The organism is Microbacterium sp. NPDC056736 (genome assembly GCF_042790415.1).
Lineage (GTDB): Bacteria > Actinomycetota > Actinomycetes > Actinomycetales > Microbacteriaceae > Microbacterium.
This window is the reverse complement of the sequence record NZ_JBHTZE010000003.1, coordinates 413,103-427,289: the sequence shown is the minus strand read 5'-3', so window position 1 is coordinate 427,289 and position 14,187 is coordinate 413,103. Positions and strand designations below refer to the sequence as shown.

At 70.6% G+C, this 14,187-nt stretch carries 12 protein-coding genes; 5 read left to right on the top strand and 7 right to left on the bottom strand.

Annotated features, from left to right (window positions below):
- Window positions 1–88: 88 nt before the first annotated feature.
- Genes ACFRAL_RS09310 through ACFRAL_RS09290 form a run of 5 tightly spaced genes read right to left on the bottom strand, consistent with a single transcriptional unit; the run spans window position 89 to window position 8,106 of the window.
- Entirely contained in the window at window positions 89–1,315 is a 1,227-nt protein-coding gene (locus ACFRAL_RS09310) for a nitrate/nitrite transporter (RefSeq protein ID WP_378882046.1), read from the bottom strand.
- Complete coding sequence (gene narI, locus ACFRAL_RS09305) at window positions 1,312–2,097, bottom strand: respiratory nitrate reductase subunit gamma (RefSeq protein WP_336396724.1); 786 nt, start codon at window positions 2,095–2,097, stop codon at window positions 1,312–1,314. The genes ACFRAL_RS09310 and narI overlap by 4 nt, the downstream gene beginning before the upstream one ends.
- Window positions 2,097–2,720, bottom strand: coding sequence for a nitrate reductase molybdenum cofactor assembly chaperone (gene narJ / locus ACFRAL_RS09300; RefSeq protein ID WP_378882042.1), 624 nt, complete (start codon window positions 2,718–2,720; stop codon window positions 2,097–2,099). Before narJ ends, narI begins: the two co-directional genes overlap by 1 nt.
- Window positions 2,717–4,408 (bottom strand): nitrate reductase subunit beta, encoded by a 1,692-nt coding sequence (narH, locus tag ACFRAL_RS09295; RefSeq protein ID WP_336396722.1) that lies wholly within the window; start codon window positions 4,406–4,408, stop codon window positions 2,717–2,719. Before narH ends, narJ begins: the two co-directional genes overlap by 4 nt.
- Window positions 4,408–8,106, bottom strand: a complete 3,699-nt coding sequence (locus tag ACFRAL_RS09290; RefSeq protein WP_378882038.1) for a nitrate reductase subunit alpha — start codon at window positions 8,104–8,106, stop codon at window positions 4,408–4,410. Before ACFRAL_RS09290 ends, narH begins: the two co-directional genes overlap by 1 nt.
- Window positions 8,107–8,600: 494 nt before the next feature.
- On the opposite strand from ACFRAL_RS09290, the gene ACFRAL_RS09285 reads away from it, so the two are divergent.
- Complete coding sequence (locus ACFRAL_RS09285; protein WP_336396720.1) at window positions 8,601–9,101, top strand: hypothetical protein; 501 nt, start codon at window positions 8,601–8,603, stop codon at window positions 9,099–9,101.
- A gap of 6 nt (window positions 9,102–9,107) precedes the next feature.
- Here ACFRAL_RS09285 and ACFRAL_RS09280 read toward each other — a convergent pair whose 3' ends face one another.
- Window positions 9,108–10,616: a serine/threonine-protein kinase gene (locus ACFRAL_RS09280; protein ID WP_378882036.1), complete on the bottom strand. Its 1,509-nt coding sequence runs from the start codon at window positions 10,614–10,616 to the stop codon at window positions 9,108–9,110.
- Between the two features lie 190 nt (window positions 10,617–10,806).
- Window positions 10,807–11,472 (bottom strand): fasciclin domain-containing protein, encoded by a 666-nt coding sequence (locus ACFRAL_RS09275; RefSeq protein WP_378882033.1) that lies wholly within the window; start codon window positions 11,470–11,472, stop codon window positions 10,807–10,809.
- A gap of 209 nt (window positions 11,473–11,681) precedes the next feature.
- Here ACFRAL_RS09275 and sigK point away from each other — a divergent pair, with 209 nt between their 5' ends.
- From sigK to ACFRAL_RS09255, 4 genes are all read left to right on the top strand, one after another.
- Window positions 11,682–12,284, top strand: coding sequence for an ECF RNA polymerase sigma factor SigK (gene sigK, locus ACFRAL_RS09270; protein WP_378882030.1), 603 nt, complete (start codon window positions 11,682–11,684; stop codon window positions 12,282–12,284).
- Complete coding sequence (locus ACFRAL_RS09265; protein ID WP_378882144.1) at window positions 12,284–13,186, top strand: anti-sigma factor domain-containing protein; 903 nt, start codon at window positions 12,284–12,286, stop codon at window positions 13,184–13,186. The genes sigK and ACFRAL_RS09265 overlap by 1 nt, the downstream gene beginning before the upstream one ends.
- A 93-nt stretch (window positions 13,187–13,279) precedes the next feature.
- Window positions 13,280–13,627, top strand: coding sequence for a helix-turn-helix transcriptional regulator (locus ACFRAL_RS09260; protein WP_336396772.1), 348 nt, complete (start codon window positions 13,280–13,282; stop codon window positions 13,625–13,627).
- Window positions 13,628–13,705: 78 nt separating this feature from the next.
- Window positions 13,706–14,113 (top strand): VOC family protein, encoded by a 408-nt coding sequence (locus tag ACFRAL_RS09255; protein ID WP_336396716.1) that lies wholly within the window; start codon window positions 13,706–13,708, stop codon window positions 14,111–14,113.
- Window positions 14,114–14,187: the final 74 nt, after the last annotated feature.

The window sequence follows — 14,187 nt, the reverse complement described above, 5'->3', positions numbered from 1 at the left end:
GTGCACAGCGTCGGAGGTTTCCGCCGACACGCCGAGCGCCCGGCCGCCGACCCGGCGTGGCGCTCGCGACCTCCGATGCTGTGCCCGGCTAGGACGCGGCCCGGCGATCCCGCCGTGCCAGGAAGATCACGAAGCCCAGCGCCACGAGGGCGGTGAGGCACAGCAGGCTGAGCCCGATTGTGTAGCTATGGGCCTCCGCGTTGTACGTCGCGCCCATGACGAGCGGCGGGAAGTAGCCGCCGAGTCCGCCGGCGGCGCCGACGATGCCGGTGACCGTGCCGACCCGTTCGGAGGGGGCGCGCTGCGCGACCCACGTGAACACCGCGCCGGTGCCGAGGCCGAGGAACAGGGCCATCAGCACGAACGATGCTCCCGCCGCCAGCTCGGGAGGCGGCTGGAGGGCGATCACGACGGCCATCACCGCGGCGCCGCCGAGCGAGATGCTGAGCACGGTCGCCGGTCCGATGCGGTCCGACAGCCAGCCGCCGACGGGCCGGGCGATCACCGCCGCGATCGCGAAGCCCGCGGTGCGCGCGCCGGCGTCGGCGAGGTCGTACCCGTAGACCTCTTTGAGGTAGGTCGGCAGGTAGGTCGAGAAGGCCACGAAGCCGCCGAACGTCACCGCGTAGAGGAACGCCATCTGCCACGTGACGGCGAGCTTCGACGCGGCCTTGAGCTTCGGCATGACCGGCGCCTTGTTCGGCTTCCACAGCGGCGAGTCACGCAGGAACAGCCACACGATGACCGCGACCACCAGCAGGGCGACAGCGATGATGACGTGCGTCGCGACGTAGCCGAACCACGCGACCATGCGCGGGGTGAAGAACGACGACAGCGCGGTGCCGCCCATACCGGCGCCGAAGAGGCCCGTGGCGAAGCCGCGTTTGGCGGGCTCGTACCAGGCGTTGACGAAGGGGATGCCGATCGCGAAGGTCGTGCCGGCGATACCGAGCAGAAAGCCGAAGGCGATCATGAGCGCGTAGGACCCCCACACGCCCGCCAGTGCGACGAGCACGACGGGCACGGCCGACGCCGCGGTCAGGATCGTGAACATGAGTCGGCCGCCGAACCGATCGGTGAACGCGCCGGTGAGGATGCGGCCGAGCGAACCGACCAGCACCGGTGTCGCGATGAGGAGCGAGGCCTCCGTCGACGTCAGTCCCATCTCGGCGGTGTACTGCACCGCGAGCGGCGCGACCATGTTCCACGCCCAGAACGTGATGGTGAACGCCAGCAGGGCGAGGAGGAGGTTCTTCGTGCGGCCCGGCAGCTCTCGAGTGCCCGTCGCGGCGGTGGCGGCAGCATCCGTGGTCATCGTCGTCCTCCGGTCTTGCCCGTGGTCGAGGCCTTGCGGTCGGGAGTGCGGTCGGTGGTGCCCACGGGCGCCCAGCCGCGGCGGATGCCGCGCGCCGTCGTCGGTCGCCCGTCACGCGAGCGGTAGACGATGTACGGGCGGAACAGGTAGTGCACCGGCGCCGTGAATGCGTGCACGAGCCGCGTGAACGGCCAGATCATGAAGAGCACCATGCCGATGACGGTGTGGATCTGGAAGTCGAGCGTCGCATGGCTCATCGCCGCGATGTCCGGCTGGAACACGAACAGCGACCGGAACCACGGGGCCACCGTCTCGCGGTACGTCGTCTCGTGCGGCGGGCCGATGACGCTCAGCACCGTCGTGGCCAGGCCCGCGACGATCGCCGCCACCAGCACGACGTACATGGTCTTGTCGTTCTTCGTCGTCGCCATGAACACCGGTCCGGTGGTGCGGCGGCGGTAGATCAGGATGCCGACCCCGACGAGCGTGGCGAAGCCGGCCACCGTCCCCAGGCCGAGCGCGGCGAGGTGGTACATGTCCTCCGAGACGCCGAGCGCGTCGGTCCACGCTTTCGGGATGACGAGCCCCACGACGTGCCCGATGATCACGACGAGGATCCCGAAGTGGAACAGCGGCGAGCCGATGCGCAGCAGCCGCGACTCGTACAGCTGCGAGGAGCGCGTCGTCCAGCCGAACTGGTCGTAGCGGTAGCGCCAGACCGTGCCGCCGATGAGCACCGCGACCATGAGGTACGGCAGGATGCCCCACAGGAAGAGCTCCATCAGCGCCTCCCGACCGGCTCGAGCGGCAGGAGCCGCGGGTCATGCGCGTCGAGCCCGACCGACTCGCGCGGCGGTCCGGCGGCGGCCATCGCCATCGCCTGCTGGCGGTCCGCGGGGGAGCGGCCGGGGAGGGTGTCGCACACCGCGGCCACCACGCCGGCGTACGGCGATCCGCGCTCGCCGAGCGCCAGCCGGATGAGCTCCAGGCTCGGGCGATACTCCTGCAGCAGGGCGGCCCCTTCGCCGGGCGCATGCCGGGCGAACTCGAGCACGAGCGGCAGGAAGTCGGGCAGCTCGCCCGTGCCGTCGATCGCCAGCCCCGCTTCGCGGTAGCGGCGCTTCAGATCGGCCAGCACGGCACCGCGCCGGCGGGTGTCGCCGTCGGTCCAGTAGCTGAGATACAGCGCGTGGCGACGCGACATGTCGAACGTGTCGACATACACGGCCTGCACGTCGGCGGCCGGGGTGTTCGCCCACCATTCGAGCACAGGGGCGAAGGATGCCGCGGCCCGCGGCGCCGCTTCGCTCACGGCCCGGCCGATCAGCGCCGACGACCCCAGCACGCCGTCGTCGGGGTAGCTCAGGCACAGCGACGCCGCCTGGTAGACCACCCGGACGTTCACGGAGCGCCTCCGGCAGCGGCATCCGTCCCCTGATCCCGAGGGGGGAACAGGCCGGGCGGCGCGCCGTTGCCGTCCCAGTTCAGGAGATTGACACGGCCTCGCAGCGACTCGTCGCTCGCCGCGGCGTCGGAGGTCTGTCGCTCCTTGAGGGCATGGAAGGTCTCGACCGCGACCGGCACCGGCCGGCCGCTGGCCTCGCCGAACATGCCCGGTTCGTTGCCGTACGGCCCGCCGTCGAAGTCGAGCGAGCACCCGAGCTCCTCGAGCTCGTGCGCCCGCTCGTAGTGGGCGGTCGGGATCACGTAGCGGTCCTCGTACTTCGCGATCGCGAGGAGCCGGTACATCGCGTAGATCGACTCGCCGGTCATGCCGACGGCCGCGGGGATGGACTCGTCGCGCTCGCGGTCGAGCGTGATGTCGCGCAGGTACGAGCGCATGGCCGCCAGGCGCCACAGGACGCCGGTGATGACGTCGGTGTCGCCGGCGGTGAAGAGCTCGGCCAAGTACTCGACCGGGATGCGCAGCGCCTCGATGGCTCCGAACAGCGTGCCGGCGGCCTCCGAGTCGTGGCCCTGGTCGCGCAGCAGGTCGACGATCGGCGACAGCGGCGGGATGTACCAGACCATCGGCATCGTGCGGTACTCGGGGTGCAGCGGCAGCGCCACCTTGTAGGTCTTCGCCAGGGCGTAGACGGGGGAGCGGCGGGCGGCATCCATCCAGTCCTCGGGGATGTCGCCCTGCGCGCGGGCCGCCGCGATCACCTCGGGGTCGTTCGGGTCCAGCATGAGGTCGAGCTGCGCCTCGTAGAGATCCTTCGGATCGGGCGTGGAGGCAGCCTCGGTGACGCGGTCGGCGTCGTAGAGGAACAGGCCGAGGTAGCGCAGTCGTCCGACGCACGTCTCGGAGCAGACCGTCGGGATGCCGACCTCGAGGCGCGGGTAGCACAGCGTGCACTTCTCGGCCTTGCCGGTCTTGTGGTTGAAGTAGATCTTCTTGTACGGGCAGCCGGTGATGCACTGGCGCCAGCCGCGGCAGCGGTCCTGATCGACGAGCACGATGCCGTCCTCGGCGCGCTTGTAGATCGCGCCCGACGGGCACGAAGCCATGCACGACGGATTGAGACAGTGCTCGCAGATCCGGGGCAGGTAGAACATGAACGTCTTCTCGAACTGCAGCTTGATCTTGTCTTCGGACTCGCGCCGCACGCGCTGGACGATGGGATCGAGGTGTCCCATCTCCGAGGCCCCGCCGAGGTCGTCGTCCCAGTTCGCCGACCACGTGATCTTCGTGTCCTCGCCGGTGATGAGGGACTTCGGCCGGGCGACCGGGAAGTCGTCGCCCAGGGGCGCGTCGATGAGCGTCTCGTAGTCGTAGGTCCAGGGCTCGTAGTAGTCCTCGAGCTTCGGCTGCACGGGCGAGGAGAAGATCGTGAGGAGGCGCTTCAGGCGGCTGCCGGTGCGCAGCGACAGCCGGCCGCGCTTGTTGAGCGTCCAGCCGCCGCGCCACTGCTCCTGGTCCTCGTAGCGGCGGGGATAGCCCTGGCCGGGGCGCGTCTCGACGTTGTTGAACCACACGTACTCGGTGCCTGCCCGGTTCGTCCACGCCTGCTTGCACGTGACCGAGCAGGTGTGGCATCCGATGCACTTGTCCAGGTTCATCACCATGCCCATCTGGGCCATCACGCGCATCAGAACACCACCTCCTGCGAGCGGCGGCGCACCGTCGCCACCATGTCGCGCTGGTTCCCCGTCGGTCCCAGATAGTTGAACGCGTACGACAGCTGCGCGTACCCGCCGATGAGGTGCGTGGGCTTGACCAGCAGCCTCGTGACGGAATTGTGGATGCCGCCGCGCCGGCCGGTCGCCTCGGACTTGGGCACGTCGATCGTGCGCTCCTGCGCGTGGTGCACGTAGACCACGCCCGTGGGCATGCGGTGCGACACGATCGCCCGCGCCACGAGCACGCCGTTCGAGTTGACGCACTCGACCCAGTCGTTGTCGGCGGCGCCGATGGCCGCGGCATCCGCGGGGCTCATCCACACCGTCGGGCCGCCGCGCGACAGCGACAGCATGAAGAGGTTGTCCTGGTACTCCGAGTGGATCGACCACTTGGAGTGCGGAGTGAGGTAGCGCACCACCACCTGCTGCGCACCGTCCGGACCGAGCTTGGGCTCGCCGAACAGCCGGTGCATGTCCAGGGGCGGGCGGTAGATCGGCAGCGCCTCGCCGAGATCGCGCATCCACGCGTGGTCGAGGTAGAAGTGCATGCGGCCGGTGAGGGTGTGGAACGGCTTCAGGCGCTCGATGTTCACCGTGAACGGCGCATACCGCCGCCCGCCGGTCTCGGAGCCCGACCACTCCGGCGACGTGATCACCGGCACGGGCGCCGCCTGCGTCATCGCGAACGTGATCCGCTTCTCCTCGGAGCCCTCGGCGAGGTCGGCGAGGGGCTTGCCGACGCGCTTCTCCAGCGTGCGGAACCCCTGGGCGGCCAGCTCGCCGTTGGTCGTGCCCGAGAAGGCGAGGATCGCCTCGGCCATCTTGACGTCGGTGTCCATCGCGGGGCGGCCGTCGGCCGCGCCGCCGAGCATCACCCCGTTCTTCTGCGCCAGTCGCACGGCCTCGTGCGCGACGTCGTAGGTCACGTTCTTGATCGTGAACCCGAGCGTGTCGGCCAGCGGCCCGACGGCGGCGAGCTTGTCGGCGATCGCGGTGTAGTCCCGTTCGACCACCGTGAACTGCGGCATGGTCCTGCCCGGGACGCCGGCGCCGTCCCCGCGCGCCCAGTCGCGCACCTCCCCGCCCGGCTGCGACGTCTCACCGGGCGTGTCGTGCTGCATCGGCACCGACACCAGGTCGCGGCGGGTGCCGAGGTGGGTGCGCGCCTGCGCCGAGAACTCCTCGGCGATCGCGTGGAACAGGTCGAAGTCGCTCTTCGCCTCCCAGGGCGGGTCGATCGCCGGGGTGAACGCGTGCACGAACGGGTGCATGTCGGTCGACGACAGGTCGTGCTTCTCGTACCACGTGGCCGCGGGGAAGACGACGTCCGACAGCAGGGTCGTCGAGGTCATGCGGAAGTCGGCCGACACCAGCAGGTCGAGCTTGCCCTCGGGGATCTCGTCGCGCCAGGCGACGTCGTTCGGCCGCACGCTCGCCTCGTCGGTGGCCATGACGTTGCTGTGCGTGCCGAGCAGGTACTTCAGGAAGTACTCGTTGCCCTTCGCGCTGGAGCCCATGAGGTTGGACCGCCACAGCGTGAGCAGACGCGGCCAGTTCTGCGGGGCGTCGACGTCGGAGATCGCCGGCTGCAGGTCGCCGGACTGGAGCTGCGAGGCGACGAAGGATGCCGCATCCGCCGCCTCCCCGTTCGCCACCGCCGCATCGGCCCGATCGGCGAGGTCGAGCGGGTTGACGTCGAACTGCGGGTAGAACGGCATCCAGCCCAGGCGCGCGGACTGGGCGATCGTGTCGGCGGTGTGCATGCCGGCGAGGTTGCCCTCGGCCAGGGGCGAGGCGAGGGCGTCGGCGGAGTACCCGTCGAAGCGCCACTGGTCGGTGTGCATGTACCAGTAGGCCGTGCCGATCATCGTGCGGGGCGGCCTGGACCAGTCCAGGGCGTTCGCGAGCGAGAGCCAGCCCGTGATCGGGCGGCACTTCTCCTGCCCGACGTAGTGCGCCCAGCCGCCGCCGTTGCGGCCCATCGACCCCGTCAGGATCAGCAGCGCGAGGATCGCCCGGTACGTGGCATCCCCGTGGAACCACTGGCAGATCCCGGCGCCCATGATGATCATCGAGCGGCCGCCGGACTCGACGGCGTTGGCTGCGAACTCCCGCGCGATGCGCGTGCACGCCTGCGCGGGCACGCCGGTGATCTCCTCCTGCCAGGCGGGCGTGTACGGCGTCTCGGCGTCGTCGAGCCCCGACGGCCATTCGCCGGGCAGCCCGTCGCGCGCGACGCCGTACTGGGCGAGCATGAGGTCGAGCACGGTCGTGACGAGGATGCCGTCGACGCGGGTCGCGGGAACCCCGCGGCGCAGCACCCCGCCCGACCCGTCCGCCGAGTCGAAGCGGGGGAGCAGCACCTCGACCGGCTCGCCCGGCGTGCCGAGGTCGGCGATCGACAGCGCCGGCTCGACGCCCTCGAGATCGAGGTTCCAGCGGCCCTCACCCGACGCGGCGTACCGGAAGCCCATCGATCCGTTGGGGACGCGCGGTCCGCCGGTCGCGGCATCCAGCACCACCGTCTTCCACGCGTCCTCGGGGGTGTCGCCGCCGAGGTCCTTCGAAGTGAGGAACCTCCCCGGCACGAAGGCGCCGTCTCGCTCGACGAGACGGACGAGGTGGGGGAGGTCGGTGTACTGCCGGGCGAAGTCGGCGAAGAACGGCACACGGCGGTCGACGTAGTTCTCCTTCAGCACGACGTGCCCCATCGCCATCGCCAGCGCCGCGTCGGTGCCCGCCTGGCAGGGCAGCCACTCGTCGGCGAACTTCGTGTTGTCGGCGTAGTCGGGGCTCACCGTCACGACCTTCGTGCCGCGATAGCGCACCTCCGCCATCCAGTGCGCGTCGGGCGTGCGGGTGACGGGCACGTTCGAGCCCCACATCATGAGGTACGTGGCGTCCCACCAGTCGCCGGACTCGGGAACGTCCGTCTGATCGCCGAAGACCTGCGGGCTCGCGACGGGCAGGTCGGCGTACCAGTCGTAGAACGACGTCATGACCCCGCCGACCAGCTGCGTGAAGCGCGTGCCGATGCAGTGCGAGACCATCGACATCGCCGGGATGGGCGAGAAGCCGGCGACCCGGTCGGGTCCGTACTCCTTGATGGTGTGGACGTAGCCGGCCGCGACGAGCTCGACCGCCTCGTGCCACGACGCGCGCACGAGCCCGCCCTTGCCGCGGGCCCGCTGATAGCGGCGGCGCCTCTCGGGGTCCTTCGTGATCTCGCCGAACGCTTCGACGGGGTCGTTGCCGCGCGCCTTGGCGGCCCGGTACTCCTCGAGCAGCACGCCGCGGACGTACGGGTAGCGGACGCGGGTCGGCGAGTAGGTGTACCACGAGAACGCAGCCCCGCGGGGGCAGCCGCGGGGCTCGTACTCGGGACGGTCGGGCCCGACGCTCGGGTAGTCGGTCTCCTGGGCCTCCCACGTGATGATGCCGTCCTTGACGTACACCTTCCACGAACACGAGCCCGTGCAGTTCACGCCGTGCGTCGAGCGCACGACCTTGTCGTGACTCCATCGGTCGCGGTAGAAGGCGTCGCCCTCGCGCCCGCCCTCCAGGAACGCCGCGCGGTGATCGGCGGTCTGGTCCCATCTGGTGAAGAAGCGCCCTGCCGCCAGCAGCGCATCGGAAGCCGGCCCGTCCACACCGATCTGGGGCGTCATGCCACGGACCCTAGCGAATGGCCTGCCCAACGCGCCAGAGGGGCGGGCCAGGCGCGTGGCATGAGGCGCGTGGCGCAAGGAGCCGAGACGGCGTGGTGCCCCCACAGGGGCTCGAACCCTGGACCCACGGATTAACCTGCTGCACTGAGTTTCCCCAGCCACCGTCTCCGGCTTGCAGTCTGGACTATATCTTCACCTTCGGCCGGGCCGGTCAGGTGCGCCGCGTGTAGTCTCTGAGGTTCCCTTGCGGTTACCTGCTGATTGCCCAATCCCTCGGATTTTCACTGCCAGGTGTCGTTCAGACACGTGGCGAGTACCTCGGGCTATCAGGGTGTTCCAGCATATAGCGGCGGTCATCCGACGCATTTCTGCGCCGGCGCTCCATTTTGTTGTTGAAGTCCGTTGCTCTAACCAACTGAGCTATAGGGGCGTTCCCACCCTAGCAATGCCTCTTGGTACCGGGCACGTCGGTGGCCCGCTCTACCATCGGCGGTGTGCTCCGGACGGAGGCAGGCGAGGAGGGTGACGAGGTGCTCAAGCGCTGCGGAACCTGCCATCAGGTCAAGCCGCTGGCCGATTTCAACCGTAAGTCCGCTCGTCCCGACGGCCTCCAGGAGGTTTGCCGAGACTGCAATCGCGAATCCTCCCGCGCATACTATGCGCGCAACCGTGAGCGGCACGTACAGGTCATCGTCGCGCGCACGGCGAGGCGTCGCATGGAATCCAAGGTCTTCCTCGCCGACTACCTCGCGGAGCATGCCTGCGTCGATTGCGGCAACACCGATCTCCGGGTCCTCGACTTCGATCACCGACCCGGCACGGCGAAGCGGAAGGATGTGATGGCGATGGTGCGCGAGGGCTTCAGCATCGCCAAGATCGAGGAGGAGATCGCCAAGTGCGATGTGCGGTGCCGCAACTGTCACGCGATCGTGACCCTGGAGCGCGGCGGGGCCAACTGGCGTTCTGAGGCGATGCGTCGAGCGAAAAACGGGTAACCGCCGTCAGCGGTTGCCCTTGCCGTTGCCGCTGTTGCCGCCCGGGCCGTTGCCGTTGCCGTTGTTGTTGCCGGGCCCGCTGTTGTCGGTCCCGCCTCCGCCGGTCTCGACCGGCTGCACGTCCTCGGCGGGCGCCTGCTCCACCGGCGCCTGCTCAACGGGAGCGGCCGGCTCCTCTTCGGCCGGTGCTTCCTCGGCGGGCGTATCCTCCGTCGGCGCCGGTGCGGGCTGCTCCTCGGCGGGTGCCGTCGGCGCAGGCTCCGGCAGGGCCGACCATGCGGACGACAGCCAGAGCACCCCGAGGACGAGCCCGAGCACGAGCAGGGCCGCGACGATCGCTCCGATCACCACGGCACGGCGAGAGGGCCGGCGATCCTCGTCCGGGACGGTCGGCAGGACGGATGCCGCGGCATCCGTCTGCGGTGACGCCGCCGCTGCGGCGACGGCGGCGATACGGGCATCGCGGCGGAGAGCTCCTCGTTCCGCGGGCGTGGCCGCTGCCGCCGCGGGCGTGGGTTGGACGAAGGCCTGGGTGGGGCCGGTGGTGGGATTCGCGGCGACGGGCGCTGCGGCGGACGTCCCGACGGAGGCGGCAACAGGAGCCGCGGCGACAGGCGTCGCGACCGGTGCGGTGGACGGGTCCGCCTTCTCGCGGGCGATGGTGTTCTCCATCGCGGCCAGTCGGGATGCGGCCGATACGACCTCGAGCGCCGTGGGCCGATCGTCCGGGCGGATGGCGGTCATGCCGCGCAGCAGCCCCTGCCATGCCGGGTGCAGGGTCTCCGGGATGCTGGGAGCCGCAGACAGCCGGGCGACGACGGTGCCGATGCCCTCCGCATCGCCGAACGGCCGCTCGCCGGTCAGCGCCTCGATCAGCAGGAGGCCGAACGCGTAGATGTCGGCCGGCGCGGCGGGGATCGCGCCCTGCGCCTGCTCGGGGGCGACGTAGGCCATGGTGCCGACGATGACGCCGGGCGTGGTCACGCGGGCGGAGTCCGTGAGGTACGCGATGCCGAAATCGGCCAGCTTGGCTCGCCACTCCCACCCGGGCCTCGGCGACTCCCACAGCAGGACGTTCGAGGGTTTGATGTCGCGGTGGACGACCCCGTGCTCGTGCGCGACGTGCAGGCCCTCCGCGACGTCGATCGCGACCGACGCGACGATCCTCGGGTCGACGGGGCCTCGGGCGATCAGGTCGCGCAGCGTGATGCCGTCGACGTGCTCCATGACTAGATAGCTGGCGTCGTCCGTGCCGATGCGCGCATCGAAGACCGTGACGAGCGAGTGATGGCTGAGGGAGGCGAGGAGCGTCGTCTCCGACAGCGCCCGCTGGACGGAGTCGATGCCGTCGGTGGGCTCGCGGAAGACCTTGACCGCGACGGAGCGCTGGAGGTGCGTGTCGTCGGCGCGGTACACGCGCGCCATTCCGCCCTCGCCGATCCGCTCCTGCAGGACGTAGCGATTGTCCAGCAGTTCGCCTGTCGAGACTTCGCCCGACTCGCGCAGGTCTGTCACATGCCCCTCCCGTCCGGCGTCCGGACCCCTCCGGCGCGACTTCGGACTGCTCTCACGGTAGGCGCACCGCGGAGAAGCCGATAAGGACTTGACGGATCGGCGCGGGCATGCAAGCAGCGCGCCACGAGGCCGCCGACAGAACGTCGGCGGCCTCGCACCCCCCTGCATGCCGGCCGAGGCCGGCGGTCGGTCACTGAGCCGGCGGCATCAGGACCGAGTCGATGAGGTAGACCACGGCGTTGGCGGTCTGGACGCCGCCGCAGACGACGTTGGCGTCGTTGACCATCCACATCTCGCCGTCGCCGGTCACCTCGAGGTCCGCGCCCTGCACGGTCGTGTGGGTCCCGGCGATGTCGGCCGGCTCGATCTGTCCGGGCACCACGTGGTAGGTGAGGATCGACGTCAGCGTCGCAGTGTCGGTCTTGAGCGACTCGATCGTGGCGGGGTCGATCGCGGCGAACGCGTCGTCGACGGGCGCGAACACCGTGAACTCGTCGCCGTTGAGCGTGTCGACGAGGTCGACCTCGGGGTTGAGCTGACCGCTGACCGCCGAGACGAGCGTCGTCAGCAGCGGGTTGTTGGATGCCGCGACCGCGACGGGGTCGGCCGACATGCCCTCGATCGAGCCGGCGCCGTCGGGAACAGCCTCGGCGTAGTCGGCGCAGCCGGGCCCGACCAGATTCCCGGCGGGGTCGGCCGTCATCGGCTCCTCGGTCTCCTCCATGGCGGGCGCCGAGGGCTCGGCGGAGGGCTCGGCCTCCGTCGCGGCGCCCATCGAGCACGCCGACAGTGCGAACGTCGCGGCGACCGCGAGGGTGAGCCCTGCTGAGAGGCGCTTCCTGGTGATGCGAGACATGTCTTCCTCCTGCGTGCGGCCGTCGGGCCGCGATCTGGTGGACCCCGGTGGGGGGCGGGCCGCAGAAGCGGCTGCACGGACTGTTCGGAAGGCTTCCCGGATCGGATTGGACGGAATCGGATGCCGCCACCGCCGTGTCAGCGGGGGCGGAAGTGTACTCATTCACGATCGGGCCGTCGCGCGCACCGACAAAGGGGGAGGAGTTTGGCATGCTGGTGGACGTGGTGATCGACGGAATCGACGTGCCGGAGGACGGCACCGAGCCCGTCGACCGCATCGGCGCCCTTCTCCAGCAGGTGGCAGCCGGCGACCAGACGGCGTTCGCGCGCGTGTACGACCTGCTGTCGCCGCGGGTCTTCGGCCTCATCCTCCGCGTCCTCGTGGATCGCTCCCAGAGCGAGGAGGTCCTGCAGGAGGTCTTCCTCGAGGTCTGGCAATCCGCCTCCCGGTTCGCTCCGAACAGAGGGCAAGGGAGGTCGTGGGTGCTCACGATCGCGCATCGCCGGGCCGTCGATCGCGTGCGTTCATCGCAGGCGAGCACGGACCGTGATGTGCGTGCGGGCTTCCGGGACCTGGATGTGGCCCATGACGGGGTCTCCGAGCAGGTCGAGCTGCGCATCGAGGGGGAGAGGGTCGCCAGCGCGCTCTCCGCCCTCCCCGAGGCGCAGCGGGAGGCGCTGACCCTCGCGTATTACGGGGGTTACAGTCAGAGCGAGATCGCGGCCCTGGTGGGCGCGCCGCTGGGGACGGTGAAGACGAGGATGCGGGACGGACTGTCCCGCCTGAGGGTCGAGATGGGGGTGACCGCGTGATGGACGAGCAGGAGTTCGCCGAGCTGGCAGCAGGAGCTGCGCTGAACGCGCTGTCGCCGGCCGATCGCGCGGCATTCGACGTGGCGCGTCGCGAGCACCCGGAGTGGGAGCACTGGGTCCGGGCGGATGCCGCCACCGTCGCCTCGCTCGCCGACGACGTACCGGACGCCCTTCCTCCGCTCACGCTGCGTTCCACGCTGCTCGCGCGCATCGCGACGACCCCGCAGCTTCCGTCGATCGACGCGTCGGTCGCCGCGGCCGCCGCGCCGGTGGGCGCGTGGCCCCGGGCCGGCGCGGAAGAACCTGCGTCGGCCGAGGCGCCCGGCCCCGACGACGACGCACCCGCCGGCGCCCGCGCGCCTGCGCAGCCCGCGGATGTCCCCGCCTCCGGCCGGGCGACGGAGCCTCCGCCCACCACTGCGACGATCCAGGCGGTCTCCCGCCGCAACTGGACGCGGGGCATCGTCGCGCTCGCCGCCTCGATGGTGCTGCTCGTGGCGCTCGGGCTCGGCGCCGCGATGGTCAACGACTATCTCAACCGGCCGCCCGCGGTGGTCGCGCTGCAGGAGATCGAAGGGGCGCCCGACGCCCAGTCGGCCACCGTCGACGTCGTCGAGGGCGGCTCCGCGACGGCCCACTGGTCCGAGTCGGTCGGCAAGGCGGTGCTGGTCTCGCAGGGGCTGCCGCAGATCGCCGACGACGAGACCTACGAGATGTGGTTCGTCCGCGACGGGGCGGCCGAGTCGGCCGGCACCTTCGACCCCGAGGGCCTGACCACGACCGCGCTGCTGGACGGCGCCGTCGAGTCGGGTGATGTGATCGCGATCACCGTCGAGCCGCAGGGCGGCTCGCCGACCGGCGAGCCGTCGTCCCAGCCGATCGTGCAGATCCCCACGGCGTGAGCCGCCGACGGGGGATGCGGGTAGCGTGAGGGCGTGGCATCCGCCCGGCAGACGATCCAGACGCTCGCGCACCTGCGCCGCGCCCGCGATCTGATGGACCGCGACTACGCCCAGCCCCTCGACGTGCCCACGATGGCGGCGCAGGCGCTCATGTCGCCCGCGCACTTCTCGCGCGAGTTCAAGGCCGCGTACGGCGAGACGCCGTACGCGTACCTGATGACCCGCCGCATCGAGCGCGCGATGGCGCTGCTGCGCGAGGGGATGTCGGTGACGGATGCCTGCACCGCCGTGGGTGCGACGTCGCTGGGCTCGTTCAGCTCGACGTTCACGGAGATCGTCGGGGAGACCCCCAGCTCGTACCGCGCGCGGCCGCACGACGCCGCGGAGGCCATGCCGCTGTGCGTGGCGAAGATCCTCACGCGGCCGACGCGCTACGCGTAGCGCGAGGGGCCGCGCCGCGGCTCAGACCGAGCAGGATCGGAGAAGCGCGCTTTCCCGTCGCCCCCTAGCGTGGCTGTCATGACGAACATCGCACTCGCGTACAGCCCCATCACGGTCGACGACGTCGACGCCGCCATCCCCTTCTACCGCGACGGACTCGGCCTCGAGGTCGTCAACGACGTGTCGTACGACGGCCACCGCTGGGTGAGCTTCGGATTCCCGGGGCAGCCCGGCCTCTCGCTCGTCGTGTCCGACCCGACGGCCGGACGCTCGCCCGACGACGGCGAAGCGCTCGAGCGGCTCATCGCGAAGGGATCCGGCCCCGGCCCGTACGTCTTCACGACGACCGACCTGGACGGGACGTTCGAGAAGCTGCGGGCGTTCGGCGCCGAGGTCCTGCAGGAGCCGAAGGAGCAGGGATGGGGACCGCGGGATGCCGCGTTCCGCGATCCCGCGGGCAACCACATCCGCATCAACCAGGTCTGAAGCGGCGCTGCCCCGTGTGCCTGCCGTGGGCCGCGGCGCTGAAGCGGGACCAGGAGCTGCGCGAGCCGGTGCTC

Excerpts from the sequence above, each read along its gene's own strand:
- ACFRAL_RS09310 (WP_378882046.1), bottom strand. The coding sequence starts at position 1,315 with ATGACCACGGATGCTGCCGCCACCGCCGCGACGGGCACTCGAGAGCTG.
- narI (WP_336396724.1), bottom strand. The coding sequence starts at position 2,097 with ATGGAGCTCTTCCTGTGGGGCATCCTGCCGTACCTCATGGTCGCGGTG.
- narH (WP_336396722.1), bottom strand. The coding sequence starts at position 4,408 with ATGCGCGTGATGGCCCAGATGGGCATGGTGATGAACCTGGACAAGTGC.
- ACFRAL_RS09290 (WP_378882038.1), bottom strand. The coding sequence starts at position 8,106 with ATGACGCCCCAGATCGGTGTGGACGGGCCGGCTTCCGATGCGCTGCTG.
- ACFRAL_RS09275 (WP_378882033.1), bottom strand. The coding sequence starts at position 11,472 with ATGTCTCGCATCACCAGGAAGCGCCTCTCAGCAGGGCTCACCCTCGCG.
- sigK (WP_378882030.1), top strand. The coding sequence starts at position 11,682 with ATGCTGGTGGACGTGGTGATCGACGGAATCGACGTGCCGGAGGACGGC.
- ACFRAL_RS09265 (WP_378882144.1), top strand. The coding sequence starts at position 12,284 with ATGGACGAGCAGGAGTTCGCCGAGCTGGCAGCAGGAGCTGCGCTGAAC.
- ACFRAL_RS09260 (WP_336396772.1), top strand. The coding sequence starts at position 13,280 with ATGGACCGCGACTACGCCCAGCCCCTCGACGTGCCCACGATGGCGGCG.
- ACFRAL_RS09255 (WP_336396716.1), top strand. The coding sequence starts at position 13,706 with ATGACGAACATCGCACTCGCGTACAGCCCCATCACGGTCGACGACGTC.